A 26,510-nucleotide genomic window follows, 5' to 3' on the forward strand; every position below is an offset into this window, starting at 1 on the left:
GCGGGCATGGCCGCAACCTACCTGCCGACCCTCAAGCAGCTGCAATATCTGGTCGCGCTGCGCGATCACGGGCATTTCGGGCGCGCCGCCGATGCCAGTTTCGTGACGCAGTCGACCCTGTCCGCCGGCCTGCGCGATCTGGAAACGCTGATCGGCGTGACGCTGGTCGAACGCACCCGCCGCGTCGTGCGCTTCACGCCCGTGGGTGAGCGCATCGTCGACAAGGCGCGGCGCGTCCTGCGCGAGGCCGAGGAACTGGGCGACCTTGCCCGGGCCGCCGGCCGGCCGCTGACCGGCGAGATGCGGATGAGCGTCATCCCCACGATCGCGCCGTTCATGCTGCCACGCATCCTGCCCCGCCTGCGCCGTGACTATCCCGACCTCAAGCTGTTCCTGCGCGAGGAGCCGAGCGGGCCGGCGTGCGAGGGCCTGCACAACGGGCGCACCGATTGCGTGCTGCTGGCGCTGCCCTTCGCATGCGGAGAGGTGGCGTCCGAACCGCTGTTCGACGACCGGCTCTATGTCGCGTTCCAGCAGGGCGAGGGCGAGCCCCCCGCTTCCATTCCCGCCGCCGCCATCGACGAGACGCGGCTGTTGCTGCTGGAGGACGGGCATTGCCTGAAGGATCATGCGCTGTCCGCGTGCAACCGTCCCGAGTTGCGGGCGGAGGCGACGATGATGGGCACGTCGCTGCACACGATCGTGCAGATGGTCGACAACGGGCTCGGCGTGACGATGCTGCCCGAGATGGCCGTGAACGCGGGCATTCTCGACCATACCAGCGTCACCGCGCGGCCGCTGGATGCCGCGAACGCCGTCCGCCACATAGCTTTGGTGTGGCGGCGTGCGTCGCCGCGCGAGAGCGATTTCCGCCTGCTCGCCGGCGTATTGAAGGATCATTCTTGAAGCATTTCATGGCGCTTGCCGCCCTTTGCTCGCTCGCCGGCTGCGTTGCGGCGATCCCTGTCGTCGCACCGCCGCCGATCGTGCTCGCGCCCGAACAGCGGACCTTGGCGGCGGAGATCGCCGCGCGTCCCGATCTGTCGATCTTCGCGGCACAACTCGCGGCGAGCGGCGATGCGGGCCTTGCCGCGGCACCGCCGATGACGGTGTTCGCGACCCTGGACGACGCCTATGCGCGGCTGGCGCCGGGGGTCGTGCCCGCGATGCTGACGGTGGAGAACCGGCCGCTGCTGACGAAGGTCGTGGCGTACCATATCGTACCCGGCGCTCTCGATCCGGTGGAATTGCGGCGGCGCGTTGCCGCCGGAAACGGCCGCGCGACGCTCGTCACGCTGGCGGGCGATCCGCTGGTCGTGACGCTGACCGGCACGACGCTGACGCTGACCGATGTCGATGGCGATGTCGGCTATGTCGGTGAGGACGTGCGGCGGCCGAACGGAATCCTGTATCCGGTGAACGGCTTCCTCGCCCCCGCCGTGGAGTAGCCGCGACCGAACGATCGATCCTGTATCGGTTTCGCTTCGTCGTGGGTTTGTGACATTTCGGCTTCACATTCGTTCTGTGAGTTCCGAGTATATTGCAGAGCAACACGGGAGTGATCGAATGTTTCATGCCGGGACCAAGAATGTCCGCGTCATCCTCGCCGCCGGGACCGCGCTGATCGCGACACCGGTCGTTGCGGGACCCCCTGCAACCGCTACGGCGGTGGCGCCGCAGGCTGCCGTCGGCCGTACGCCGATGACCGCGCCTGCCCAGACGGCCCAGGCTTCCCAGACGGCGCCGCAAGCCGCGCCCGCAGGCCAGGCCGCGCCTGCCGGCCAAGCCGCACCGGCGGGTCAGGCCACTCCGGCGCAGGCTGCTCCTGCGGCACCCGCCGCCGCGCCAGCACCGGCCGCCACCACCACGATCGCGGCAGCGCTGCCGACCCTGCCGAACCACGCGACGCTATTGAAGCTGGTGACCGCCGCGAAGCTGGAGGCGCAGCTCGCCGGTCCGGGTCCGTTCACGGTCTTCGCCCCCGATGACGGAGCGTTCGCGCGCCTGCCTGCGGGCACGCTCGATGCGTTCCTTGCCCCGGCCAATGCGCCCACGTTGGCGACGATCCTGAAGAACCACATCGTCGCGGGCTCGATGGACGAGGCGCAGATCCGCGCTGCGATCACTGCCGCCGGTGGCCGGGCGACGATCCCGACGCTCTCCGGGCAGCCGTTGATCGCGACGATCGATCAGGGTTCGGTGCTGCTGACCGACGCCGTCGGCAACAAGAGCTACATCGACAAGCCCGATCTGCGCCAGACCAACGGCGTGATCCACTCGACCAACGGCATCAGCCTGCCCAAGATCGGCTAGGCCGTTCCTCTCCCCTCCCCTCAAGGGAGGGGGGGGGGCCCACCCCAGTCATCCCCGGCACGCGAGGCGGTGGAGGGAAAGCCACGAGCGGCTTCGCTTGCGTCTGCCCAGTCACGCCTGCGGCGCGCCACCTCCCCGTGCCGGGGAGGACTGCATGTCTCCCTGAAGGAAGATGCCGGGCTCACGCCCCCCAGCGCGCCGCCGCTGTATCGTCGGCGGCGCGCGGTTCGACCCAGGTACTCGCGGCACCGCGCGTTTCGCGTTTCCAGAACGGGGCGTCGGTTTTCAGCCGGTCGATCAGATAGGCACAGGCCTCCAGCGCCGCACCGCGATGGGCCGCAGCCGCGGCCACGAACACGATCCGCTCGCCCGGATGCATCGCACCGACGCGGTGGACGATCGTCGCTGCGGTCAGCGACCAGCGCGCGGTCGCTTCCTCCGCCAGGCGGTGCAGCGCCGCCTCGGTCGCGCCCGGATAATGTTCCAGTTCCAGCGTACCGACGCCGTCGTCGGCGCGGACCAGTCCGGTGAAGGTCGCCACGGCACCCACCCCGTCTTCGACCCGCGTCATCTCGGCGGCGATGTCGATCGGATCGGGCGAGACGAGGATGCGGATCATCAACCGCCCGTCACTGGCGGGAAGATCGCGATCTCCCTCGCCCCTGCGATCGGCGCATCCAGCGCCACGAACGCCTGATCCACCGCGCACCTCAGCCGGCCGCGATCGGCGAAGGCACGGGCATGCCCGTCGCTGCGGCCGGCGAGCCAGTCGATCAGACCGGCGACCGTTGCGACCTCCGCCGGCGGGGTCACGTCCTCTTGGCCGATACCGACAGCTTCACGGACCCAGGCGAAATACAGCACACGCATCACGCTCAATCCATGTGCTTCAGGCCGACGCGCAGATAGTCCCAGCCGGTGATCGCCGTCAGCGCCGCCGCACCCCACAGGCTGGCGAGCCCGACGACCTTGATCCACTCCGCCTGTGGCAACGCGCCGCCCAGGATCAGCGCGCCGAGCGACACGAGTTGCAGCGTCGTCTTCCATTTGGCGAGCCGCGACACCGGCATCGACACGTGCAGCGGCGCGAGGAACTCCCGCAGGCCGGACACCGCGATCTCGCGCAGCAGGATGATCAGCGCGGCGACGATGCTGAACCCCTCGATATCGCGAGTCGCCACCAGCATCAGGATGACGGCGGCGACCATGATCTTGTCGGCGATCGGATCGAGGAACACGCCGAGCCGCGACACCGCGCCGTTGCTGCGCGCCAGATATCCGTCGAAATAATCGGTGATGCCCATCAGGCAGTATAGCGCAAAGGCGAGCGCATAGCCGGCCGGCCAGTGCGGCCACCACAGCAGCCCGACCAGCAGCGGCACCGCGACGATCCGCGACAGGGTCAGCAGGTTGGGCAGTGTCAGCATCGGGGGCGACTCCTAACCCCCTATGGCGGAACCGCAACCGGATTGAGCATGGCGCGGGCTCGCGCGCTCGGCTAAGTGCCGTTCGTTCGTAAACGACCGAGGCCGGCGTCCGTCATGATAAATGCCTTGGGGCTGTTGAAGCAGCGCCGCTTCCTGCCTCTGTTCACCACCCAGTTTCTCGGCGCCTTCAACGACAATCTGTTCAAGACGTCGATGGTGTTGTTCGCAACCTACGCGATCTTCGACGATGCCAAGCACGAAGCCAATTTCAACGCCCTGGCAACCGGCATCGCCATTTTTCCCTTCTTCCTGCTCTCCGCGCTGGCCGGCCAGCTGGCTGATAGTCACGACAAGGCGCGGATCATCCGGCTGGTGAAGTCGGCGGAGATCGGGATCATGGCGGTGGGAGCCGCGGGACTCGTGGTCGCGCGGGCGGGGCACATCAATCTCGGCGTCGGGTTGATGCTGTTCGCGGTGCTGTTGCTCGGTACGCACTCGACCTTCTTCGGGCCGATAAAATACGCGATCCTGCCGCAACACCTCGCCCCCTGCGACGTGCTGGGGGGCACGGGGCTGGTCGAGGCGGGCACCTATCTGGCAATCCTGCTCGGCACCGTCGTCGCCGGCTGGATCTCGATCGACGGTGCGGCGGTGCTGGTGCTGGTGATCGCCATCATCGGTTGGTTCGCCGGGCGTCACGTCCCGCCGGCTCCGCGTGAAGGACCGCCGCTGAAGCTGAACTACAACCCGTTCACCGCGTCGTGGCGCCTGATTTCCGCGACGATGCATATCCCGCGGCTGTTCCTGGCGATCTGCGCGATCAGCTTCTTCTGGACGATCGGATCGGTCCTCATCATCGTCTTCCCGCCGCTGGTGAAGAACGTGCTGACCGCCGACGAACGTGTCGCGAGTGCGGTAATCGCGGTGTTTTCGGTTGGCGTCGCGATCGGCTCCGTCGTCATCAACTCGATGCTGAAAGGTCGGATTTCGGCCCGCTATTCGCCCGTATCGGTGATCGCGATGGGCGCGTTGGTCTGCGTCTTCTCGTTCCTGTCGCGCAACTGGACCCCCGCGCCGGCGGGGCAACTCTACGGCTGGGCGGGCTTCGTGGCGCAGCCGGGCGCGATCCCGATCCTGGTGACGCTGCTGCTGATCGCCGTCACAGGCGGCATGTTCGTGGTGCCGCTCTACGCGTTCCTGACGACGACGGTGGAGAAGGATCAGACCGCGCGGACGGTGGCGGCGAACAATGTCGTCAATGCCGGGGCGATGACGATCGGCGCGGTCGCGGTGCTGTTCATCACCGGGCTTGGCGTCACGCCGGAGGACATGCTGTTCCTGGTGGCGGGCATGTGCCTCGTGTCCGCATGGATCGCGCAGAAGCTCCACCGCGCCTGCGACTGAGCCCCCGTCAGATCAGGAACGTGTAGAAACAGGTGAAGAACGCAGCGAAGCTGAGCAGGAACAGCTTCCAGTCGTGATCCTCGCTGCGGACGGCCGCTACGGCAGGCACGCGCGGCAGCGTCTGGCGGAAGGGATGCCTTGCGGCTTCGTTGGTCAGGACAAGGCGTCGTTTCATGGCGCATGTGTTAACGCGCCGTTTACGAATTGGACCAGCGACAAAAATGGTTAACCGCCACCCGTCCGGCGATGGGACGGATAGCGGTTAACGCGCCCGCCCTCCCCGACCCGGAGAGGCGATCGGGAATGTCAGCGCGAGGCGACCTGCAAGCCCGGCTTCCGCAGCCACTGCGCCATCGCGTCGCCGGCGTTGCGGCGAACGAAACAGGCACCGCCGCGTGCACGATATTTCGTGCAGAGCGCCACGGCCTGCGTGCGATCGAACCCGCCGATCGACAGGCGATAGAAGTCGCTGCCGCCGGTCTTGAACATCATCCCCTGAGGCGTGTGCCCGGCGAGTGCGGAAAAGCGCCGCGTCATCCGTCCCCACGCGTCGCGCGCAACGCCGGGCGCACCGAACGCGCCGAGCTGGACCTGCCAGTCGCCCGAACGGACCGCCGGCTGCGCCGCTGCACTCTGGCGCAGGATCGCAGCGAAGGACACCTTGGCGGGCGCCTTGTCGGCGGCGATCAGGATCGACGGCGGCATCGGCAGCGGCTGCACGACTTCCTTGCGAGGACCGAATACGACAGGCGCGAGCAGCGGCGTGGGCAGCGGCTCCGCGGCAGGGACGATCGCGACGACCTTCTCGACCGGCTCCGCCTCGGCGACAGAAGCCGCTTCGGGCGCAGCGGCCGTCATCGTCGGCGCGGCGGACAGCGCCAGCGTCACCGGCTGGCCGCTATCGGCGACCGGATGCACGCCGAGCAACGTCGCGACCTGATCGGACGCGGCGGCGGGCTGCGCGAAGCTGGCCCATTCCTGCATGCGGTGGTCGACATCGGCGGGCGACAGATCGGCGGACGCCGCGGCCCGCGCCATCGTCCAGTCGCCGGCCAGCGCCAGCGCCAGGGCGAGGTTCTGCCGCACGGTCGCGGTCGCCCCCGGCAGGCGCGCAGCCTGCGTCAGCAACGCGACGCCGCCCGCCGGATCACCGGCCAGCGCCATCGCCAGCCCGCGATCGGCCAATGCGATCTGGTTCGCGTGATCGATCAGCGTCGTGCGCGCCGTTGCGAAATCGCCTGTCGCGATCTGCATCAGCGCCAGGTTCAGCGCGGTCGCGCCGTCGTCCGGCACCAGCGACAGCGCGTCGGCATAGGCTGCGCGTGCCGACTGGAAGCGACCCGCCTGAAGATAGCTCTTCGCCAGCAGCACGCGGTAATTGGCGACCGACGGTGCGGCGGCGACCGCCGCCTCCGCCTCGCCGATCGCGAGCGCGGGGCGATGCTTGTCGAGCGCCTTGCCCGCCTTGCGAGCGTGATCGGCGGGGCTGCCCTTGGCGGCGTCGCCACCGATGGCGCTGCCCGCCATCACCGTGCCGATCGCCAGCGCCGAGAGGCCGAGCGAGAACAGCGTGCGCGTCTTCATGTCATCGACTCCGGATCAGGCGGTACGGCGGGCCTTGGGTGCGGGCAGCTGTTCGATCAGCGCCTCCACCTCGGGCATCGTGTTCAGGAAGGCGTCGAGCGCGTCGGCGACCAGCGCCTGCGCCGAGCGGTTCGCGACCGCACTCGCCAGCCGCAGCCGCAGGTGTCGATCGGTGTCGAGGCGCAGCGTGAAGGCGGCCTTGCCGCGCTTCGTCTGGGCGGCGCTGTCGCGCCCGATCCGGGCGGCGGTGGCGATCGATACCGGCCGCGCCTCGACCCGCTCGCGCAGCACGGCGCGTTCGGTCAGCACCGGCGGCGCCTCGACGGGCAACGACACGGGCGCTTCCGCGACGGGTACGATGGACGGTTCGGGCGCCGTTACAGCCGCGACGACAGGCTCCCCGCCCATGTCGTTCCAGCCGAGATCGTCGGCGCTAACCGCCATCGTCTGCGGCGTGTGGGACATGGCGAAGGCCTGGCTGCGCATCGCGGGCCGGGCCTGCCCCTTGCGGGCGAGCAGTTGCGATGAAAGCGAGGCGAGCGGCTTCATGCCCCTTACCCCACCACGCGACGGCCGAAGCCCGACGCGGCCGGGCGCTGGCCGAAGCCGACGGTGCCCGGAACCGCGAATACGGTTCGGCGGAAATTCTTCTCGAGGCGATCGGAGACATAGGTCCACAGCGCCTCGACCTCCGCCGCCGATTTGCCGTTCGGGTCGGTTTCCATGACCGTGCGGCCGTCGATCATCGACGCGGCGAAGTCGGTACGCTGGTGGATCGTGATCGGTGCGACCGTGCCGTGCTGCGACAGCGCGACCGCGGCCTCCGACGTGATCCGCGCCTTGGGCGTGGCGGCGTTGACGACGAACACCAGCGGCTTGCCGGCGCGGTCGCAGATGTCGACGGTGGCGCCGACCGCGCGCAGATCGTGCGGGCTGGGACGCGTCGGCACCAGCACCAGTTCGGCGACCTGGATGACGCTCTGGATCGCCACGGTGATCGCCGGCGGTGTGTCGATCATCGCCAGCTTGAAGCCCTGCTGGCGCAGCACCTCCAGATCGGCGGCGAGCCGTGCCACGGTGGTTTGCGCGAAGGCGGGAAACTCCGACTCCCGCTCGTTCCACCATTCGGACAGCGATCCCTGCGGATCGATATCGATCAGCACGACGGGTCCTGCGCCGGCGCGTTGCGCCTGCACGGCGAGATGGCCGGACAAGGTGGTCTTGCCCGATCCGCCTTTTTGCGATGCCAACGCGAGAACGCGCATAGTTCCCCGACACTCCTGTAAGTCGATCGGGGAAGTGACACGCGCGTCCCTAATAACTCGTTAAATCTCTCGCTTTAGAAATACCCCGGACGAACAACGCCGGTGAACGCGATCTTGACCAAAGACCACGGTACACCGGGCTCGAGGAACGGACGATGACGAAGCTGCTGCCATCACTGGTGTCCGCATTGGTGCTGTCGATAACCGCCGCGCCCGCGGCGGCGGATGTGAAGACCGGTGTCGATGCGTGGGGCCGCGGCGAATATTCGCGTGCGGTGCAGGAGTGGCGGACACCGGCGGTGCAGGGAGACCCCGACGCGCAGTTCAATCTGGCGCAGGCGTACAAGCTGGGCCGCGGCGTGCCAGTCGATCCGGCGCAGGCGGAAAGCTGGTTCCGCAAGGCCGCCGATCAAGGCCATCAACAGGCACAGGACAATTACGGTCTCGCGCTGTTCCAGGGGGGCCACAAGGAACAGGCCGCGCCGTGGCTGTTCAAGTCCGCCGACCGCGGCGAGGCGCGCGCGCAGTTGGTGCTCGGCACGATGCTGTTCAACGGCGACGGTGTGCCGCGGGATTACCCCCGCGCTTACGCGCTGATGACGCGCGCATCGCAGGCGGGATTGCAGTCGGCCGGCACGACCCTGGCGCAGATGGACCAGTATATCTCCGCCGAGGATCGCGAGCGCGGGCTGACGCTGGCGCAGGAATATGCGGTGGGCTCGGTGACGCCTGACCTGCCGGGCGCGGCAACGACCACGCCGGTGAAAGCCGTGAAATCGGCGTCTGTGGTGAAGCCCGTCGCGATTCCGGCCTCCGTGCTGCGTGAGCCGGTCCTGCGCGCCGAGCCGAAGACGGTCGCCAGACCGCGGGCAAAGACCGGAGCATGGCGGGTGCAACTCGGCGCCTTCCGCGATCGCGGCAATGCGGAGGGATTGTGGAGGCAGGTTCGCGGCAAGCTCGGCGGCGCGGAACCGGCCTATGTAGCGGGCGGCGGGGTCACCCGGTTGCAGGCGACCGGCTTTATGAACAAGGCGGAGGCTCAGCGCGCATGCAAAGCCGTAGCGGCATCGTGCGTGGTGGTGGCGCCGTAGAGTTCTCGACGGGCTCGTTGCGGCATCCGCCGTTCCGCAGATGGGATTTCAGCTGACACCGCAAAGCCATCTTCTCCCCTCCCCTTCAGGCGAGGGGCTGGGGGTGGGGCGATGCCGCGAGTACATCGCCTGAGGGGAGGCCCCACCCCAACCCTGCCCTGAAGGGGAGGGAGTAGAAAATTTGGCTACACCCCGACCCAATCCGCTCGCGCGATGCCCTGTGCATAGAGCAGCGCCGTCAGGTCGGCATTCTCGACCCGCGCGCCGGCCGCCGCCGCGACGATCGGCTTGGCGCGAAACGCCACGCCCAGCCCCGCTGCGCGGATCATCGGCAGGTCGTTGGCTCCGTCGCCGACCGCCAGCGTCTCCCCGTGCGAGAGATCGAGGCGTGCGGTTTCCGCCGCCAGCGTCGCCTCCTTCGTCCCGGCATCGACGATCGGCTTCGCAACGGTGCCGGTGAGCTTGCCGTCCGCGACCAGCAGCACGTTGGCGATCGCGCGGTGGAAACCGATCTCCGCGGCCACCGGCTCGGCGAAGCGCGTGAAGCCGCCGGACACCAGCACGCAGGTCGCGCCCCGCGCCCGCATCGTCTGCACCAGCGGCTTCGCGCCCGGCATGATCCGCACGCGTTCGGCCAGACACCGGGTGATCACCGCCTCGTCCAGCCCCGCGAGCAGCGCGACGCGGGCGTCCAGCGCCCCCGCGAAGTCCAGTTCGCCGCGCATCGCCGCCTCGGTCACGGCCGAAACTTGCGCCTTGATCCCGGCATAGTCCGCCAGTTCGTCGATGCATTCGACGGTAATCATCGTCGAATCCATGTCGGCGATCAGCAACCGCTTCTCGCGCGCGGTCGCCGGCTGCACGATCGCATCGACGCCGGGCAGCAGCCCTTCGAGCACCGCCCTGCCCGCCTCCGGCTCGGCGGAGAAGACCAGATCGGCGGCGACGCCCTCGTCCAGCCATGTCGAAGCCCCCGGCGCGCAGCAGGCGTCACGCAGCGCGTCCAGCGCCACCGATACGTCTCCCGCCCGGAGCGTCTCTGCTGCTATCAGCGTCGCCATGAACATCGTCGATCTCCCACCGGCGGCTGAGCGGCCAAGGCTGGCGCTCATTGCAGGGCCGACCGCCAGCGGCAAGTCCGCCGCCGCGATCGCGCTGGCGGAACACGCCGATGGCGTGGTCGTCAACGCCGACGCGAGTCAGGTCTACGCCGACCTGCGCATCCTCAGCGCGCGCCCGTCGGAGGAGGACGAAGCACGCGTGCCGCACCAACTGTTCGGCTATATCGATGGCGCAGAGAGCTGCTCCGCCGCGCGCTGGGCGGGCGATGCCGCTGCCGCGATCGACGCGATCCACGCGCAGGGCAAGCTGCCGGTGCTGGCGGGCGGCACCGGCCTGTATATTCGCACGCTGCTCGACGGCATCGCGCCGGTGCCCGACATCGATCCGGCGATCCGTGCCGACGTCCGCGCCCTGCCCGTCGCCATCGCCCACGACCGGCTGGCGACGCTCGATCCGGCCGCCGCCGCCCGCCTTGCACCCGCCGATACCACCCGAGTCGCGCGCGCGCTGGAGGTGGTGCTGTCGACCGGCCGCACGCTGGCCTCGTGGCAGGCGGAACGCAGCGGCGGTATCGGCGGGCGCGTCATGCTCCAGCCGCTGATCCTGCTGCCCGACCGGGCCGCCTTGATCGACCGCTGCGATGAGCGGCTGGCGGCGATGTTCGCCGGCGGCGCTATCGAGGAAGTCGCCAGCTTGTTGAGACGCAACGATATTCCCCCCGACGCCCCGGTCCGTCGCGCGATCGGCGTGCCGGAGATCGCGGCGATGCTGGCGGGCGATGCGAGCCGGGAAGAGGCGCTCGCGGGCGCGCGGCTGGCGACGCGCCGTTATGCCAAGCGCCAATACACGTGGTTCCGGCACCAGCCACCCGCAGACTGGCCGCGATCAGAAAGTTTCCCCAAAGAGACTTTAAATGAAATATTCTGTCTTTCGGGTTGACGCGCAGGAAAGCGTCCTTTAGCGGGACGGCCATTCCAACAGGTGGAGACGTGACGTGACCGAGCAAAGCGGAGCAGACATCCTCGTCGAGGCGCTGTGCGATCTCGGCGTGGAGGTCGTGTTCGGCTATCCGGGCGGTGCCGTGCTGCCGATCTACGATGCGCTCTTCCGGTCGGGCCGGATCAAGCACATCCTCGTCCGGCACGAACAGGCAGCGACGCATGCGGCGGAGGGCTATGCCCGCTCCACCGGCAAGCCCGGCGTCGTCCTCGTCACCTCCGGCCCCGGCGCGACCAATGCCGTCACCGGCATCACCGATGCGCTGATGGACTCGATCCCGATGGTCGTCATCACGGGTCAGGTCCCGACCGCGCTGATCGGCACCGACGCGTTCCAGGAAGCGGATACGGTCGGCATCACGCGCCACTGTTCCAAGCACAATTATCTGGTGAAGGACCCGGCCAAGCTCGGCGCGATCATCCACGAGGCGTTCCACATCGCCACCAAGGGTCGCCCCGGTCCGGTCGTCGTCGACATCCCCAAGGACGTTCAGGTCGCAACCGCCGCCTACACGAAGCCGGGCGCGATCCAGCACAAGACCTATCGCCCGCAAGTGAAGGCGGACCGTGCCGCGATCGAGCAGGTCGTCGACATGCTCGCCGCGGCGGAGCGGCCCGTTCTGTATACCGGCGGCGGCATCATCAATTCGGGCCCGGCGGCATCGCAGATGCTGGCGGAGCTGGCGCGGCTGACCGGTGCGCCCGTGACCTCGACGTTGATGGGCCTCGGCTGCTTCCCGGCGTCCTCGCCGCAGTTCCTCGGCATGCTCGGCATGCACGGCACGTACGAGGCGAACATGGCGATGAACCAGGCCGATCTGGTCGTCGCGATCGGCGCGCGGTTCGACGATCGGGTCACCGGCCGGCTGGACGCGTTCAGCCCGAACAGCCGCAAGGTTCACATCGATATCGATCGCTCGTCGATCAACAAGACGGTGCGGATCGACCTGCCGATCGTCGCCGATGCCGGCCATGCGATGGAAGACATGGTCCGCATCTGGAAAAGCCGCCAGCATCCGAAGCCGGACACGCGCGAGTGGTGGAGCAGGATCGCCGAATGGCGTGCGGTCGCGTGCCTGTCGTTCCCGGAGGTCGGCAACGACATCATGCCGCAACGCGCGATCCGCGCCTTGTGGGAGGCGACCCACGCCCGCCAGCCGATCATCACGACCGAAGTCGGCCAGCACCAGATGTGGGCCGCGCAGCATTTCGGGTTCGAGCTGCCCAACAAGTGGCTCACGTCCGGCGGTCTCGGCACGATGGGCTATGGCCTGCCCGCCGCGATCGGCGCGCAACTCGGCAATCCGAACGCGCTGGTCATCGACATCGCCGGCGAAGCATCGATCCAGATGAATATCCAGGAACTGGCGACGGCGACTCAGTATCGCCTGCCGGTCAAGATCTTCATCCTGAACAACCAGTATATGGGCATGGTCCGCCAGTGGCAGGAACTGACCTATTCCTCACGCTATGCGGAGAGCTATTCGGAATCGCTCCCCGACTTCGTGAAGCTCGGCGAGGCGTACGGGTGGAAGGGTATTCGCATCGAGACTCGCGATCAGCTCGACGCGGGCATCGCCGACATGCTTGCCTATGACGGGCCGGTGATCGTCGACTGCATGGTGTCGCAGCTGACGAACTGCTTCCCGATGATCCCGTCGGGCGCGGCGCATACCGACATGATCCTCCAGGCGAACGAGGTATCGGGCACGATGGACGACGAGGCCAAGGCCCTCGTCTGACCCTCTCCCCTCCTTGTCAGGGAGGGTGCGGGGGTGGGTAGCATGCTCGCGACCCAGCACAGCCGACGCCCAGCTCTCCGTACATCGCCCAGACGCCACCCACCCCCAGCCCCTCCCTTGCAAGGGAGGGGAGTTGAGGACCCGGAATGCACATCAAGACCGAAGCCGCCGAACGCCACACGCTGGCCGTGATCGTCGACAACGAGCCGGGCATCCTCGCCCGGATCGCCGGGCTGTTCACCGCGCGCGGCTATAATATCGAGAGCCTGACGGTGTCCGAGATCACCGAGGACAAGGCGGTCAGCCGCATCACGATCGTCACCAGCGCATCGCCGCCGGTGATGGAGCAGATCATGGCGCAGCTCGACCGGCTCGTCCCCGTCCACCGCGTCACCGACCTGACCGTCGCGGGCGAACACGTCGAACGCGAACTCGCGCTCGTGAAGGTGGCCGGCATCGGCGACAAGCGGATCGAGGCGATGCGCCTCGCCGAGGTGTATCGCGGTCGTGTGGTCGATGCGACCACGTCCAGCTTCGTGTTCGAAGTCACCGGCGGCCGCGACAAGATCGACAAGTTCGTCGAACTGATGGCGGAGGTCGGGCTGGTCGAAGTCGCCCGCACCGGCATCGTCGCCATCTCCCGCGGTCGCGAGGCCGCCTGATCCTTACCACTCAACCAACCTCCGTCGCCCCGGCAAACGCCGGGGCCTCCCGGAGAGGGAGCACACCCTCACCGCGAGATGCCGGCGTCCGCCGGCATGACGGCCTTCGAAAAGGGACCTGAACCAATGCGTGTCTATTACGATCGCGACGCCGACCTGAACCTCGTCACCGACAAGAAGATCGCCATCGTCGGCTACGGCTCGCAGGGGCATGCCCATGCGCAGAACCTGCGCGACTCCGGCGTCAAGGACGTGGCGATCGCCCTGCGCGAGGGTTCGGCGACCGCGAAGAAGGCGCAGGACGCGGGCTTCAAGGTGCTGTCCAACCGCGAGGCGGCAGAGTGGGCCGACATCGTCATGATCCTCGCCCCCGACGAGCATCAGGCGGCGATCTGGGACACCGACCTGAAGGGGCACATGAAACCCGGCGCCGCGCTCGCCTTCGCTCATGGTCTGAACGTGCATTTCGGCCTGATCGAGCCGCCCGCGGATATCGACGTCATCATGATCGCGCCCAAGGGACCGGGTCACACCGTGCGCAGCGAATACGTCAAGGGCGGCGGCGTGCCGTGTCTGATCGCGGTGCATCAGGACGCCAGCGGCAACGCGCATGACGTCGCGCTCGCCTATGCGTCGGGCGTCGGCGGCGGTCGTTCGGGCATCATCGAAACGAACTTCAAGGAAGAGTGCGAGACCGACCTGTTCGGCGAGCAGGCCGTGCTGTGCGGCGGCATCACCCACCTGATCCAGGCCGGGTTCGAGACGCTGGTCGAGGCCGGCTATGCGCCCGAAATGGCGTATTTCGAGTGCCTGCACGAGACGAAGCTGATCGTCGACCTTCTGTACGAGGGCGGTATCGCCAACATGCGCTACTCGATCTCGAACACCGCCGAATATGGCGACATCGTCACCGGGCCGCGGATCATCACGGACGAGACCAAGGCGGAAATGAAGCGTGTGCTGGCCGACATCCAGTCGGGCCGCTTCGTCCAGAAGTTCGTCCTCGACAACCGCGCCGGTCAGCCCGAACTGAAGGCGTCGCGCAAGCAGGCCGCCGCGCACCCGATCGAGAAGGTCGGCAGCGAGTTGCGCGCGATGATGCCGTGGATCGGCGCGAACAAGCTGGTCGACAAGGCGAAGAACTAAACCCCCGATCCTCATCGCAGCCGCTCCCCATGGCGACGGGGCGGCTGCGATCAGCGGCGGGGGTCGTGGCGATTGCTATCGTCCGAAGACGGGTCGCGTTTCAGATTGCGAACAACCAGGTTCTGGCCTCGGCTTCGTCCAGAAATATCTGGCAGTTATCCGGAGACGTCAGACGCTTGATCTGAAGTCGCTGGATCGCGGAATCCGACGAGACGATGGCGAAGCGTTTTGCCAACATGCTGTACATCGGCATGAATTCACCCAGTTCGCGCGTCAGCTTCTTTTCCTGAACGGGAAAGTTTCGCGCGACGACGAGGATGCGGCTTTGTCCCGGCCTCGCGCCGTCGTCGATCGCGTTCTGCACGATCTCTCCCGCCCGCACCTTGAATGCATCGATCGTGGCATGGGTCCAGAAACCGTTGAATTCGACCCGGACGAAGCGGTTCGGCATGTCGTGATCGAAGCGGAACGGGTGTTAATCCATCGATCCCTTGTCATCGAACCGCAATCTTCGGTCAATGTCAGGTCGACGCGCGATGACGGCGATGCCCGCTTCACGGATTGACATTCCGAAAGGATGGTCTCGATGTCAAACACTTGCAGAACATTCGACCATCAACGATGAATTCGACCGATCAGCGTCGGATGTTCGATCACCCCCCCCTGCATGAAACCGATCGTTGCCGCTTTGGTCGTTTGACAAGGGCCGCATCGGCCCGCACCTCCTGTGCCATCAACAGGAGGATTATCCATGCGTTTCGCGCTTCCCGTCGCGGCTCTGTTCGCCGTCGCCGCCCCCGTCATCGCTCAGGGCCTGCCCGGCACCGCCAACACGGCGCTGGTCAAGGCCGGCACCTATCAGGTCGATCCCAATCACACGCAGGTGACGTGGACCGTCAATCATATGGGCTTTTCCATGTTGTCGGGTCAGTTCGGTGCCGGCTCCGGTTCGATTACGATCGATCCCGCCAAGCCCGCGGCGACGAAGGTCGATGTGACCTTCCCCGTCGACCAGCTGTCGACCACCGCGGCTCGGTTCACGGAGCATCTGAAGTCGAAGGATTTCTTCGACGTCGCCAACAATCCGACCGCGCGCTTCGTCTCGACCGGCGTGACGCCGACCGCGAACGGCGCGACGGTGACCGGCAACCTGACGCTGAAGGGCGTGACCAAGCCGGTGACGTTGCAGGCGAAGTTCGTCGGGGCGGGCGATAACCCGATGAGCAAGAAGCTGAACTTCGGCTTTCACGCGACCGGCACGATCAACCGCAGCGATTTCGGCCTCGGCTATGCCGTGCCGGCGGTGGCCGACAAGGTCGACCTGACGATCAACGCGGCCTTCTCGGCCTCGTAACGACCGACGGGCGGCGTCCTCGACGCCGCCCGCTCTCAGGCCGTACGCCGGGTCGCGATCAGGCCGGTGAAGGTCGCGCGGACGCTGTCGCTGGCACCCGCCAGCAGCCGCGCGACCTTGCCGTCGAACGTGTCCGCCTCGTCCGTCGGCAGGCGATAGGCCATCGACCAATTGCCGAACTCGCGCGTCGTGATCGTGCGATCCGATAATATGACGACCGCATGATGACGGGGATCGGCCTTGATCCGCGCGAAGGTCGCGGCGACGGGTTCCTCGTCCCCCTCCAGCACTTGCAGAAATCGCGTCCCGTCCGTGTAGAGCAGTCCGGTCACGCCGGCCGCGTCGTTGTTGCGGCGGGAAATCATCAGGATGTTGCCGACGCTGACCTCCGGAACGCTCGGCGGGCGGGAACTGACGTAAAGAAGTTGGCGCACGCGGAGTTTCCCTGATGTTGCAGGCGTTCGGACGGGCTCCTAACGCGCCGCTGTCCGGACATCGCTGACCTGCATCAGCCGGGCGGACTTTACCATACTGGACAATCGGTCGTCGCCGCGCCACAGGATGCGTCATGCCGGCCAACCGCCTCGATCCGCGACTTATCCGCCCCTAGGGGCGCGACCACGGCCAGCGCACCTGGGGGACGATAGCGGCCACTCTCCCCTTCTCGCCGAAAGGCTCCGCCATGTTGCGCAATCCCTCCGAAAAATATCGCCCCTTTCCGCCGATCGCCCTGCCCGATCGGCAATGGCCGTCGCGTACGATCACGCAGGCACCCCGCTGGCTGTCGACCGACCTGCGCGACGGCAATCAGGCGCTGATCGATCCGATGGACGCGGAAAAGAAGACGCGACTGTTCGACCTGCTGGTGAAGGTAGGATTGAAGGAGATCGAGGTCGGTTTCCCCAGCGCGGGCGCGACCGAGTTCGACTTCATCTCCGGATTGGTCCGCGACGACCGCATTCCCGACGATGTTCACATCCAGGTGCTGACCCAATCGCGCCGCGACCTGATCGAAACGAGCTTCAAAAGCCTCGACGGCGCGAAGCAGGCGATCGTCCACCTCTACAACGCGGTCAGCCCGGCGTGGCGCAAGATCGTGTTCGGCATGACCCGCGACGAGGTGAAGGCGATCGCCGTCGCCGGCGCGAAGGTGCTGCGCGACGAGGCGGCGAAGCGGCCCGATACCGCGTGGCAGTTCGAATATTCGCCGGAGACGTTCTCCACCGCCGAACTCGATTTCTCGGTCGAGGTTTGCGAGGCGGTGATGGACGTGCTGCAACCGACGCCGGATCGCCCGATCATCTTCAACCTGCCCGCGACCGTCGAATGCGCGACGCCGAACGTCTATGCCGACCAGATCGAATGGTTCGGCCGCAACATCCGCAACCGCGACTCGGTGGTGATCTCACTCCACACCCACAACGATCGCGGCACCGGCGTCGCCGCGGCGGAACTGGGGATGATGGCCGGCGCCGACCGGGTGGAGGGTTGCCTGCTCGGCAATGGCGAACGTACCGGCAATTGCGATCTCGTGACCGTCGCGCTGAACATGTACACGCAGGGGATCGATCCCAAGCTGGACCTGTCGGACATCGACGCGGTCGTGAACACGATCAACTATTGCACCAACCTGCCCGTCCATCCGCGCACGCCCTATGCCGGCGACCTGGTGTTCACGGCGTTTTCCGGGTCGCATCAGGACGCGATCAAGAAGGGCTTCGCGGCGCAGGCGGCGCGCAACGACGGACTGTGGGAAGTCCCCTATCTGCCGATCGATCCCGCCGATCTCGGCCGCAGCTACGAAGCGGTCATCCGCGTCAACTCGCAATCGGGCAAGGGCGGCGTCGCCTGGGTGATCGAGCAGGACAAGGGCCTGAAGCTGCCCAAGCGCTTGCAGGCGGATTTCAGCCGCCATGTTCAGGCGCTGGCGGACGAGACGAGTCGCGAACTGGGCGCGGCCGACATCTGGGGCCGGTTCGAAGCGACCTATCTGCCGCGCAACGACGACCGCTTCGTGCTGCGCGATTACGAGGAGAGCGGCATGGCCGGCCAGCGCCTGTTCGTGGGACGGGTCGCGGTCGATGGCGAGGAGCGATCGATCTCCGGCCGCGGCAACGGCCTGATCTCCGGCGTGATCGCCGCGCTGGGCGATACGACGGGACCGACGCTCGACGTGGTCGATTATTCCGAACACGCGATCGGCCACGGCGCCGATGCGCAGGCCGCTGCCTATGTCGAGTGCCGGACGGACGACGGCCGCACCGTGTTCGGCGTCGGCCTGGACACCGACATTGCCACCGCCAGCGTGCGCGCGGTGCTCAGCGCCGCCAACCGCGTCTAGAGCGGAGCCCGGTGAGGCAGACACGAAAACGCCGCCGGTCTTCCGACCGGCGGCGTCCTTCGTACTGCTACAGCAGATCAGGCGTAACGGACGCTGACCTTCTGGCGACGACGCATCGCGCCACCGACCATGCCGAAGCCACCGATCATCATCGCCCACGTCGCAGGCTCCGGCACCGCACCAGCGCCCGACGGCGTGTAGGTGAAGGTGACTGTGCCGCTGTTCCAGATGCCGTCGATCGCCGCCGAATCATCGAACCCTTCGAAGAATTCGAGGCGCAGGATGCCGTCCGCGCCAACGGTGAAGTCGAGGCCGAGATCGGTCAGGCTGGCCGAGTCAGCATAGCTGGCGGTGCCCGAGAAGTTGTCGGCGAAGCCCGGATTCAGGAACACGCCTTCGGACAGGTCCGAGCTGGTGAATCCCAGCGTCGCTTCCGAAAGCCAGCTTGGTGAGAATGCGGTCAACGACACGTTGTAGGCTACGTCGGTGATACGCGAATTCGCGCCGATATTGACCGTGAAGACGTCGTTGAGAGCGTCGCCAAGTTCGCCGAAGCTCTGGGCGCCGGCAACATTGAACACATAAGTATCGGCGGATGCCGCAGCCGGAAGCGCCACTGCAGCGAATGCGGAAGCAACGATAGCAGTCTTGATAAAGGTCTTCATGGGTCCAACCCCCGTTGGCAGCGACCCCGCGGAAACTCCCGCGGACCCGCGCTGACGATCGTCCTCACCTTATGATGAAGTACGATCCAGATGCGGCGGCGCACGATATGTCGCTGCGCCTCCGACATGATTTGTGAACAACCTGTTAACGAAAAACAAGCGCTAAATCAGAACATTGCAAATTAGCTTGACATTCGATTGTAACGTTGCGGCCGATGCGGCCACAGCTGGAATAATGCATCGCAGCATGAATTGCGCCGGAACAAATTCAGCCGGCACGCGTGCCGACGGCGATCAGCCGTTTCTGCGTCGCCGTATTTCGCACCCGATCACGGCGTCGGGATAGATGTCGGTTTTCGACGTCCGGACGCGGACCGCCTGCACACGTTCGTCGCTCAGGCAGAGCGACGCGACGGCATCGCACAGCGTCTCCTGAAGCGCGAATCGGCGCTCCGCAGCAAGCGCACGGATGCCGGTGCGAACGAAGTCGTAATCCAGCACCTCGGCGATCGAGTCGGCAGTGGGCGGCCGGTCATAGCCGACCGTCATCTCCACCGTCACCAGCACCCGCTGTGGCTCGACCTCGTGCGGGTGGATGCCCAGGCGGATCATCACCGCCAGTCCTTCGAGGATGGTCGTGTACTCAGCCATCGGCACCCTCGAACATCACGTCGCCGTCGCGCTTCAGGAATCGTTGGCCGCAGTCGACGAACAGGTTCTGCCCCGTGACGCTGCGCGCGCCGATCAGGTACACGACAGCGTCCGCGACAGCCTCCGCGCCGACGGGGCGCTGGAGCAGGTTGGCGCGCGCGACCCGCTCGAACGCCGCATCGCTCTGGTCGCCGCTCTTCAGCGTCAGGCCGGGCGACACGGCGTTGACCCGGACGCGCGGCGCGAACGCCTGCGCCATCATCTCGGTCGCCCCCGCCAGCGCGATCTTGGCGCAGCTATACGAGAAGAAGTCGGGGTTCGGATTCGCCAGCTTCTGATCGAGCAGATTGACCACCGCACCCTCGGCCAGATCGTCCTGCGCCGCCAGTGCGGAGGCGAGCAGCGACGGCGCGGTGCAGTTGATCGCGTACAGCCGTGCCGCCAGACTCGTGTCGATCCCGTCCGGTCGATCGAACTCGAACGCGGAGGCGCTGTTGACGAGGCCGTGGATGGCGCCGCCCGCCGCATCCCGCGCGCGCGCGAACAGCGCCGGCACCGCCGCGGCATCGGCGAGATCGCCCTGCACCGTCACGCCGCCGATCTCGACCGCCAGCCGCTCCGCATCGTCGCGCGAGCCGCCATAGTGGATCACGACCCGGTGCCCCGCCCCGGCCAGCCCCCGCGCGATCGCCGCGCCGAGTCGCTTCGCACCACCGGTCACCAGGATCGTCTGCGCGCCGATCACCCCTTCTGCCCCATCAGCGCGAGCACTTCCTTGCGGCTGCGATCGTCGTCGCGGAACACGCCCATCATGCGGCTGGTGACCATCGCGACTCCCGGCGTGCGGACGCCGCGCGCCGTCATGCAGGCGTGGCTCGCCTCGATCACCACCGCGACGCCGAGCGGCTTCAGGTGGTTCCAGATACAGTCGGCGACCTCCGCCGTCAGCCGCTCCTGCACCTGCAACCGGCGCGCGAAGCCATGCAGCACGCGCGCCAGCTTCGAAATGCCGACGACGTGATCGCGCGGCAGATAGGCGATGTGCGCGCGGCCGATGATCGGGGCCATGTGATGTTCGCAATGCGACTGGAACGGGATGTCCTTCAGCAGCACGATCTCGTCGTAACCGCCGACCTCCTCGAAAATCCGCGACAGATGCACCGACGGGTCCTCGCCGTAGCCGGCGCAATATTCCCGCCACGCCCGCGCGACGCGGCGTGGCGTATCGACCAGCCCCTCGCGACCCGGGTCGTCCCCGGCCCAGGCGATCAGCGTCCGGACCGCCTCCGCAACATGCGGGGGAACGACGATCTTCCCGTCACGTCCGATCAGGTCGCCGTCCTCGGGACTGGCTTCGCTCATGATATCCTCCTCGCAACCAAGACCGCCATCCGGCGGTTGGCGCACGATCAAAACAGGAGACGAGCGATGGCCGATCTGAAGAAGGGCGACAAGGTGACCTGGAATTCGCACGGCGGCACCGCCCACGGCACCGTCGAGAAGAAGCAGACCACCGACACCAAGATCAAGGGTCATCAGGTCCGTGCATCGAAGGACGACCCGCAATTTATCGTAGAGAGTGACAACGGCGGCAAGGCGGCGCACAAGGCGGGCACGCTCAAGAAGGCGTAAGTCCGGTCAAGCGGGCTTTGAGGATCAACAGGAAGGACGATCATGGCCACTGCCAAGCAGGAAGCCGGCGCCAAGAAGGCCGCCACCAAGCAGACCAATTCGGGCACCGGCATCCACGCCCCGGTGCAGCCCTCGCCGGAGCTCGGCGCGGTGGTCGGCAACGACAAGCTGCCCCGCAGCGAAGTCATCAGCAAGGTCTGGGCCTACATCAAGTCCAACGACCTGCAGAACCCCGAGAACAAGCGTGAGATCCTGGCCGACGAAAACCTGAAGAAGGTATTCGGCAAGGACAAGGTCACGATGTTCGAGATGAACAAGTACATCTCGGCGCACGTCAAGGCCTGAAGCAGATCGGCCGGGGGTGACGATCATCCCCGGCCACGCTTGCACGCCTCTCCGCCCCGCTGCTAATGATAGCGGTAACGATGTGACGGGGAGAGAATGATGCGGTGGCTCATCGCGCTGGTGGGATGTGCCGTACTGTCAGCGTCCGGCCCGGCCCGGACGATTTCCCCCGCATACACGTCGTGGACGACGAGCTGGGGTTCGGCGCAAATGCCCGCAGAGGGCGACAACGCCCTGCCCGCCGGTTTCGATCGCGATATCACGCTCCGACAGGTCGTTCGGCTCTCCGCCGGTGGATCACGCGTCCGTGTGCGCCTGTCCAACCGCTTCGGCACGCAACCGCTGGCGATCGCCGCCGGTCATCTGGCCCTTGCCGCCCAGCCCGGCACGTCGCGCGTCGGCAGCGGCGCGGGGCTGACCTTTGCCGGGCGCGGCGACGCGGTGATCCCGGCCGGGGCCGAACTCTATTCCGACCCGGTGAGACTCGACGTCACGGGCGGCAGCGATCTTGCGATCAGCCTCTATCTACCGGACAAACCGGTCTCGCAGACCGGCCATCCCGGCTCCCGTGCGACCAGCTTCCTGACCACGGGCAACCACGTCGCCGATCCCGAACTGCGCGACGCCAGGACCGTCATCCACTGGTACGCGATCGCCGATGTCGAGGTGACGGGGGATGCAACGGACAAGGCGGCCGGCGGCACGATCGTCGCGATCGGCGACTCGATCACCGACGGCTATGGCGTGAAGCCGGAACGCAATACGCGCTGGCCCGATATCCTCGCCGCCCGCCTGCGTGCGACACCGACGATGCGCGGCATCGGCGTCGTCAACGCCGGCATCGGCGGCAATCGCGTGCTGCTCGACGGGCTCGGACCCAATCTGCTGGCGCGGTTCGACCGCGACGTCCTGTCCCGGACCGGCGTACGCTGGGCGATCGTGCTGGAGGGGGTCAACGATCTCGGCGTCCTGACCCGCGACGCGCCCGCGACACCGGCGCAGCATGCGGAGATCGTGGCCCAAATCACCGCAGGCTATCGCCAGATGGCGGCGCGTGCCCATGCGCGGGGGATCGCGCTGATCGGCGGCACGATCACGCCGTTCGGCGACAACGACTATTACCACCCCACAGCAGTGACCGAAGCCGACCGGCTGGCGATCAACGCCTTCATCCGCACCTCCGGCGTTTTCGACCACGTCGTCGACTTCGACGCGCTGCTCCGCGACCCGGCGAGGCCCGACCGGCTGGCGGCGCGCTACGATTCGGGCGATCACCTTCATCCGTCGGAGGCCGGATACCGCGCGATGGGCGAGGCGGTGCCACTGGCCCTGTTCGCCACGAAACCGGGCGATCCGCGACCGGCGATCGCACTGACCTTCGACGACATTCCGTCCCACGGCCCGCTGCCACCGGGCGAGACGCGCCTCTCCGTCATCCACCGGATCACCGCGGCGCTGGCGGCGGAAAAGGCGCCCGCCTTCGGCTTCCTCAACACCGGCATCGGTATCGCCGAGCCCACCGCCGCCGCCGCGACCGCGGCATGGCGCACCGCCGGGCACCCGCTGGGCAATCACGGCTGGTCGCACCTCAGCCTCGACAGGGTCGGCGCGACAGCCTTCACCGCGGACCTGATCCGCAACGAACCGGCTTTGGCGACATCACGCGGCGACGGGCGCTGGTTCCGCTATCCCTTCCTCGACGAAGGCCGCGACGCCGCCACGCGCGACGCGGTCCGCGCCACGCTCGCGGAGCGCGGTTACCGGATCGCCGCCGTGACGATGAGCTTCGCCGACTATGACTGGAACGCGCCCTATGTCGCCTGCCTCGCAAGGCGCGACGCCGCCGCGATCACCCGGCTGGAAACCGCCTATCTGGCCGATGCCCGCACCGCCGCGCTGTCGGCGCGCGATGCGGCACAGGCGCGCACCGATCGCGACGTGCCGCAAGCGGTGCTGATGCACGTCGGCGCGTTCGGCGCGCGCATGCTGCCGCGCGTGCTCGCCCAGTACCGCCGACTCGGCTTCCGCTTCGTGTCGCTTCCGGACGCGGAAAGCGACCCCTTCTACGCCGCCGCCACCGATCCGCGCCTGCCGGGGCCGTCGCCGTCCCTGCCCTATGCACGTCTCGTGGGTCCGCCCAAGGGGTTGTGCGGGTAGTCGCAGACGTGTCGCGACGGAGTCGCCCAAGATCGCTAATCCGGTCCTACCCCACTCCCCTTCAGGGAAGGGGTTGAGGGTGGCGCGCTGCCGCAAGCATATCGCCATTGGAGAGGCCCCATCTCCAGCCGCCCGTGGGGGATCCTTACGGAATAGCTCAGTTGCCTGACACCACCCCGGCGAAGGCCGGGGTCCAGTTGGGTAACGCTCTCGGTCGATGCAGACGGCGAGACTGGACCCCGGCCTTCGCCGGGGTGGCAGAAGAAGTTCGGAAACCCTCTCTTGAAGGCCGGAAGCCGAGTCAGATTTTCTTGCCCCCCCCCCCCCGCCTCAGCGACTCCGCGGCCGCTTCCGCGGCGCGGCGTCGGACTGGCGGCGGATCAGGGTATAATCCAGCGTCCGGTGACGCTCGGTCATATCGCCCGCCTTCTGTCGACGGATCGTCGTTACCAACAACTCGACCGCCGCGCGCGACATGTCGGCGATCGGCTGGTGGATGGTCGTCAGTTCGGGCCAGATCGCCGTCGACAGCGTCGTGTCGTCGAACCCGCAGACGGTCAGATCGCTCGGCACGTCCAGCCCTCGGCGGTGCGCGACCGCGACGGTCGCCGCCGCCATGTCGTCGTTCGACGCGAAGATCGCGGAGGGCGGATCGTCCAGTTCCAGCAACTGCTCCGCCGCATCCAGGCCCGAGCGATAGGTGAACAGCCCGTGCGCGATCAGCGCCTGGTCGACGGCGATCCCCGCCTCTTCCAGCGCCGCCGAATAGCCCTCCAGCCGGCGGGCGCTGGCGGACAGATTGGGGTTGCCGGTGATGAAGCCGATGCGGCTGTGCCCCAGTTGCATGATGTGCCGCATCATCGTCAGCGCCGCCTCGCGGTCGTCGATGCGAATCGCGAGCAGATCGTCGGGCGCACGCCCCGTCGCGACCGTGACGGTCGGGATGTTCGCCGCCGCCAGCAGTTCCAGCACGGCATCCGCCTCGCACAATGGCGGTGGCAGCACGACGCCGTCGATCCCCCCTTCGATCAGGTGACGGGTGACCTCCAGCTCATGCTCGCCCAGCTCGCATTTCTCGACCACGATCTGCACGTCGTTGCGGCTTGCCTGATCGAGGCTGCCGAGCAGGAATTCGCTGAGAAAACCGGCGCTGGGATTGCTGTACAGCAGGCCGATGCGGGTCTGCCCCGCGCCCGCCAGACTGCGCGCCGCCGGGTTCGGCGCGTAATTCAGCGCGGAGATCGCGGCGTTCACCACCTCCCGCGTGGTCGGGCGCACGTTGCTCTCGCCGTTGATGACGCGCGACACCGTCATCGGGGAGACGCCGGCCCGCTTCGCGACGTCGCTGATCGTCGGGGCGGAGCCCGCGCGGCGGGAGGGTTTCGGCTTCATCATGTCGCTGCTTTCCCGAAACCGGGGGTTAGCGCAATCTCCGCCGCGACGATTCCATCGCGAATCCGACGCCGGCGTCCCTTGCCCTCCGCCGATCCGCCGAATATGGTAGCGCTACCCAATCCGCTTCGGCGGTTGACAGACCTCATCAGAAGGTCGCCAGAGGAAGGATCGTCCAAGGCCATGCGTACCCGCCCGCTTCTTTTCGCCGCCGCCGCGACGCTGTTCGCCGGGGGCATCGCCGTCGCGCAAACCGCCGGCCGATCGGGTCAGGAACCCCGCAGCCCGGAGGGTCGCCGCTATCTGTCGCAGCCGCTGGTGCGCGAGATCTATACCGCCGATCCGTCCGCGCACGTCTTCGACGGCAAGATCTACGTCTATAACAGCCACGACATCGACGGGCCGACGCCCGAGGACGATCTCGGCGCGCATTTCGAGATGCGCGACTACCGCGTGCTGAAGATGGACGGGATCGGGAAGCCGGTGACGGTCGGCCCCGTCGCGCTCGACGTGAAGCAGGTGCCGTGGGCCGACAGGCAGATGTGGGCCCCGGACGCGGCGCGCAAGAACGGCACCTACTTCCTGTATTTCCCCGCCAAGGATCGGCAGGGCGCGTTCCGCATTGGCGTTGCGACCTCGAAGTCGCCGATGGGGCCGTTCAAGGCCAACCCGCAGCCGATCAAGGGCAGCTTCTCGATCGATCCGGCCGTCTTCACCGATGACGACGGCAAGGCGTACATGTATTTCGGCGGCATCTGGGGCGGCCAGCTTCAGCGTAACACGACCGGCACCTACGACCCGAACGGATCGAAGACCGACCTTCAGGCCGACGACAAGCCGGCCCTCACGGCCAAGGTCGCGGCGATGACCCCGGGTATGACGGAATTCGCGGAAAAGCCGCGCGACGTCGTGATCCTGGACGAGGCAGGCAAGCCCTTGCTCGGCGGCGACCACGACCGTCGCTTCTTCGAAGCGTCGTGGATGCACAAGTACAAGGGCAAGTACTATTTCTCCTACTCGACCGGCGACACGCACTTCCTGAATTACGCGATCGGCGACAATCCCTACGGCCCCTTCACCTACAAGGGCCATGTCATGCTGCCGGTGCAGGGCTGGACGACGCATCACTCGATCGTCGAGTGGAACAAGCGCTGGTGGCTGTTCTACGCCGACACGCAACTGTCGAACCAGACGCGCCTCCGCAACGTCAAGGTCACGGAATTGTTCTACAATCCCGACGGGACGATCCGGACCATCGATCCGTTCGTGAAGTGAGGGG

The 26,510-nt window shown here is 67.1% G+C and carries 30 protein-coding genes; 15 read left to right on the top strand and 15 right to left on the bottom strand.

Annotated features, from left to right (window positions below):
• Positions 1-6 precede the first annotated feature (6 nt).
• The 3 genes from ILT43_RS04700 to ILT43_RS04710 all read left to right on the top strand — a co-directional run bounded on the left by ILT43_RS04700 (position 7) and on the right by ILT43_RS04710 (position 2,313).
• Positions 7-906 (top strand): hydrogen peroxide-inducible genes activator, encoded by a 900-nt coding sequence (locus tag ILT43_RS04700; RefSeq protein WP_204195529.1) that lies wholly within the window; start codon positions 7-9, stop codon positions 904-906.
• Entirely contained in the window at positions 903-1,448 is a 546-nt protein-coding gene (locus ILT43_RS04705; protein WP_204195530.1) for a fasciclin domain-containing protein, read from the top strand. The genes ILT43_RS04700 and ILT43_RS04705 overlap by 4 nt, the downstream gene beginning before the upstream one ends.
• Before the next feature lie 118 nt (positions 1,449-1,566).
• Positions 1,567-2,313 (top strand): fasciclin domain-containing protein, encoded by a 747-nt coding sequence (locus ILT43_RS04710; RefSeq protein WP_204195531.1) that lies wholly within the window; start codon positions 1,567-1,569, stop codon positions 2,311-2,313.
• 181 nt (positions 2,314-2,494) lie between these two features.
• On the opposite strand, the gene ILT43_RS04715 is transcribed toward ILT43_RS04710, so the two are convergent.
• From ILT43_RS04715 to pgsA, 3 genes are read right to left on the bottom strand one after another with little or no spacing between them, the layout of a single operon-like run.
• Positions 2,495-2,932: a molybdenum cofactor biosynthesis protein MoaE gene (locus ILT43_RS04715; protein ID WP_204195532.1), complete on the bottom strand. Its 438-nt coding sequence runs from the start codon at positions 2,930-2,932 to the stop codon at positions 2,495-2,497.
• Positions 2,932-3,183 carry a molybdopterin converting factor subunit 1 gene (gene moaD / locus ILT43_RS04720; RefSeq protein WP_211534395.1) on the bottom strand — a complete coding sequence of 84 codons (252 nt, stop codon included), beginning with the start codon at positions 3,181-3,183 and terminating at the stop codon, positions 2,932-2,934. The genes ILT43_RS04715 and moaD overlap by 1 nt, the downstream gene beginning before the upstream one ends.
• Positions 3,184-3,188: 5 nt before the next feature.
• A complete protein-coding gene (pgsA, locus tag ILT43_RS04725) occupies positions 3,189-3,740 on the bottom strand; it encodes a CDP-diacylglycerol--glycerol-3-phosphate 3-phosphatidyltransferase (RefSeq protein WP_204195534.1) in 552 nt (183 codons plus the stop codon).
• 114 nt (positions 3,741-3,854) lie between these two features.
• Here pgsA and ILT43_RS04730 point away from each other — a divergent pair, with 114 nt between their 5' ends.
• Positions 3,855-5,144: an MFS transporter gene (locus ILT43_RS04730; RefSeq protein ID WP_204195535.1), complete on the top strand. Its 1,290-nt coding sequence runs from the start codon at positions 3,855-3,857 to the stop codon at positions 5,142-5,144.
• Between the two features lie 7 nt (positions 5,145-5,151).
• Here ILT43_RS04730 and ILT43_RS04735 read toward each other — a convergent pair whose 3' ends face one another.
• The 4 genes from ILT43_RS04735 to ILT43_RS04750 all read right to left on the bottom strand — a co-directional run bounded on the left by ILT43_RS04735 (position 5,152) and on the right by ILT43_RS04750 (position 7,993).
• Complete coding sequence (locus ILT43_RS04735) at positions 5,152-5,319, bottom strand: hypothetical protein (protein WP_204195536.1); 168 nt, start codon at positions 5,317-5,319, stop codon at positions 5,152-5,154.
• Positions 5,320-5,450: 131 nt separating this feature from the next.
• On the bottom strand, positions 5,451-6,728 hold the full coding sequence (locus tag ILT43_RS04740; RefSeq protein ID WP_204195537.1) for an SPOR domain-containing protein: 1,278 nt from the start codon (positions 6,726-6,728) through the stop codon (positions 5,451-5,453).
• A gap of 15 nt (positions 6,729-6,743) precedes the next feature.
• Positions 6,744-7,277 carry a hypothetical protein gene (locus ILT43_RS04745; protein WP_204195538.1) on the bottom strand — a complete coding sequence of 178 codons (534 nt, stop codon included), beginning with the start codon at positions 7,275-7,277 and terminating at the stop codon, positions 6,744-6,746.
• A 5-nt stretch (positions 7,278-7,282) separates the two neighbouring features.
• Positions 7,283-7,993 (bottom strand): ParA family protein, encoded by a 711-nt coding sequence (locus tag ILT43_RS04750; RefSeq protein ID WP_204195539.1) that lies wholly within the window; start codon positions 7,991-7,993, stop codon positions 7,283-7,285.
• Between the two features lie 155 nt (positions 7,994-8,148).
• On the opposite strand from ILT43_RS04750, the gene ILT43_RS04755 reads away from it, so the two are divergent.
• Complete coding sequence (locus tag ILT43_RS04755) at positions 8,149-9,084, top strand: SPOR domain-containing protein (RefSeq protein ID WP_204195540.1); 936 nt, start codon at positions 8,149-8,151, stop codon at positions 9,082-9,084.
• Positions 9,085-9,269: 185 nt separating this feature from the next.
• Here the strand turns inward: ILT43_RS04755 and serB are convergent, their stop codons facing one another.
• Positions 9,270-10,151, bottom strand: coding sequence for a phosphoserine phosphatase SerB (serB, locus tag ILT43_RS04760; protein WP_211534357.1), 882 nt, complete (start codon positions 10,149-10,151; stop codon positions 9,270-9,272).
• Between serB and miaA the strand changes: the two genes are divergently transcribed.
• The 4 genes from miaA to ilvC all read left to right on the top strand — a co-directional run bounded on the left by miaA (position 10,144) and on the right by ilvC (position 14,694).
• Positions 10,144-11,085 carry a tRNA (adenosine(37)-N6)-dimethylallyltransferase MiaA gene (gene miaA / locus ILT43_RS04765; RefSeq protein WP_204195542.1) on the top strand — a complete coding sequence of 314 codons (942 nt, stop codon included), beginning with the start codon at positions 10,144-10,146 and terminating at the stop codon, positions 11,083-11,085. The genes serB and miaA overlap by 8 nt on opposite strands.
• A gap of 55 nt (positions 11,086-11,140) precedes the next feature.
• Positions 11,141-12,886 (top strand): acetolactate synthase 3 large subunit, encoded by a 1,746-nt coding sequence (locus tag ILT43_RS04770; protein ID WP_204195543.1) that lies wholly within the window; start codon positions 11,141-11,143, stop codon positions 12,884-12,886.
• A gap of 146 nt (positions 12,887-13,032) precedes the next feature.
• Positions 13,033-13,548, top strand: coding sequence for an acetolactate synthase small subunit (gene ilvN, locus ILT43_RS04775; RefSeq protein ID WP_204195544.1), 516 nt, complete (start codon positions 13,033-13,035; stop codon positions 13,546-13,548).
• A gap of 126 nt (positions 13,549-13,674) precedes the next feature.
• Entirely contained in the window at positions 13,675-14,694 is a 1,020-nt protein-coding gene (ilvC, locus tag ILT43_RS04780; RefSeq protein ID WP_204195545.1) for a ketol-acid reductoisomerase, read from the top strand.
• 100 nt (positions 14,695-14,794) lie between these two features.
• Here the strand turns inward: ilvC and ILT43_RS04785 are convergent, their stop codons facing one another.
• Positions 14,795-15,145 (bottom strand): hypothetical protein, encoded by a 351-nt coding sequence (locus tag ILT43_RS04785; protein ID WP_204195546.1) that lies wholly within the window; start codon positions 15,143-15,145, stop codon positions 14,795-14,797.
• A 300-nt stretch (positions 15,146-15,445) separates the two neighbouring features.
• On the opposite strand from ILT43_RS04785, the gene ILT43_RS04790 reads away from it, so the two are divergent.
• Complete coding sequence (locus ILT43_RS04790; RefSeq protein ID WP_204195547.1) at positions 15,446-16,048, top strand: YceI family protein; 603 nt, start codon at positions 15,446-15,448, stop codon at positions 16,046-16,048.
• A 35-nt stretch (positions 16,049-16,083) separates the two neighbouring features.
• On the opposite strand, the gene ILT43_RS04795 is transcribed toward ILT43_RS04790, so the two are convergent.
• A complete protein-coding gene (locus ILT43_RS04795; RefSeq protein ID WP_204195548.1) occupies positions 16,084-16,482 on the bottom strand; it encodes a BLUF domain-containing protein in 399 nt (132 codons plus the stop codon).
• Positions 16,483-16,730: 248 nt separating this feature from the next.
• Here ILT43_RS04795 and leuA point away from each other — a divergent pair, with 248 nt between their 5' ends.
• Positions 16,731-18,389 (top strand): 2-isopropylmalate synthase, encoded by a 1,659-nt coding sequence (leuA, locus tag ILT43_RS04800; RefSeq protein ID WP_204195549.1) that lies wholly within the window; start codon positions 16,731-16,733, stop codon positions 18,387-18,389.
• A gap of 77 nt (positions 18,390-18,466) precedes the next feature.
• Here leuA and ILT43_RS04805 read toward each other — a convergent pair whose 3' ends face one another.
• The 4 genes from ILT43_RS04805 to folE form a co-directional block, all read right to left on the bottom strand.
• On the bottom strand, positions 18,467-19,054 hold the full coding sequence (locus ILT43_RS04805; protein ID WP_204195550.1) for a PEPxxWA-CTERM sorting domain-containing protein: 588 nt from the start codon (positions 19,052-19,054) through the stop codon (positions 18,467-18,469).
• A gap of 294 nt (positions 19,055-19,348) precedes the next feature.
• Entirely contained in the window at positions 19,349-19,705 is a 357-nt protein-coding gene (locus tag ILT43_RS04810; protein WP_204195551.1) for a dihydroneopterin aldolase, read from the bottom strand.
• On the bottom strand, positions 19,698-20,450 hold the full coding sequence (locus ILT43_RS04815; RefSeq protein ID WP_204195552.1) for an SDR family oxidoreductase: 753 nt from the start codon (positions 20,448-20,450) through the stop codon (positions 19,698-19,700). The genes ILT43_RS04810 and ILT43_RS04815 overlap by 8 nt, the downstream gene beginning before the upstream one ends.
• The gene (gene folE, locus ILT43_RS04820; protein ID WP_204195553.1) at positions 20,447-21,067 is read right to left on the bottom strand and encodes a GTP cyclohydrolase I FolE; all 621 of its coding nucleotides are present in this window, start codon (positions 21,065-21,067) and stop codon (positions 20,447-20,449) included. Before folE ends, ILT43_RS04815 begins: the two co-directional genes overlap by 4 nt.
• Before the next feature lie 66 nt (positions 21,068-21,133).
• On the opposite strand from folE, the gene ILT43_RS04825 reads away from it, so the two are divergent.
• The 3 genes from ILT43_RS04825 (at position 21,134) to ILT43_RS04835 (ending at position 23,839) form a co-directional block, all read left to right on the top strand.
• Entirely contained in the window at positions 21,134-21,337 is a 204-nt protein-coding gene (locus ILT43_RS04825) for a hypervirulence associated TUDOR domain-containing protein (RefSeq protein ID WP_204195554.1), read from the top strand.
• 42 nt (positions 21,338-21,379) lie between these two features.
• Complete coding sequence (locus ILT43_RS04830; protein ID WP_204195555.1) at positions 21,380-21,682, top strand: SWIB/MDM2 domain-containing protein; 303 nt, start codon at positions 21,380-21,382, stop codon at positions 21,680-21,682.
• Positions 21,683-21,778: 96 nt separating this feature from the next.
• Positions 21,779-23,839 carry a GDSL-type esterase/lipase family protein gene (locus tag ILT43_RS04835; protein WP_204195556.1) on the top strand — a complete coding sequence of 687 codons (2,061 nt, stop codon included), beginning with the start codon at positions 21,779-21,781 and terminating at the stop codon, positions 23,837-23,839.
• A 330-nt stretch (positions 23,840-24,169) separates the two neighbouring features.
• On the opposite strand, the gene ILT43_RS04840 is transcribed toward ILT43_RS04835, so the two are convergent.
• Complete coding sequence (locus ILT43_RS04840) at positions 24,170-25,231, bottom strand: LacI family DNA-binding transcriptional regulator (RefSeq protein ID WP_239474108.1); 1,062 nt, start codon at positions 25,229-25,231, stop codon at positions 24,170-24,172.
• A gap of 183 nt (positions 25,232-25,414) precedes the next feature.
• Here ILT43_RS04840 and ILT43_RS04845 point away from each other — a divergent pair, with 183 nt between their 5' ends.
• Positions 25,415-26,506, top strand: coding sequence for a glycoside hydrolase family 43 protein (locus ILT43_RS04845; protein WP_204195558.1), 1,092 nt, complete (start codon positions 25,415-25,417; stop codon positions 26,504-26,506).
• Positions 26,507-26,510 lie beyond the last annotated feature (4 nt).

The organism is Sphingomonas longa, assembly GCF_016892685.1.
Lineage (GTDB): Bacteria > Pseudomonadota > Alphaproteobacteria > Sphingomonadales > Sphingomonadaceae > Sphingomonas > Sphingomonas longa.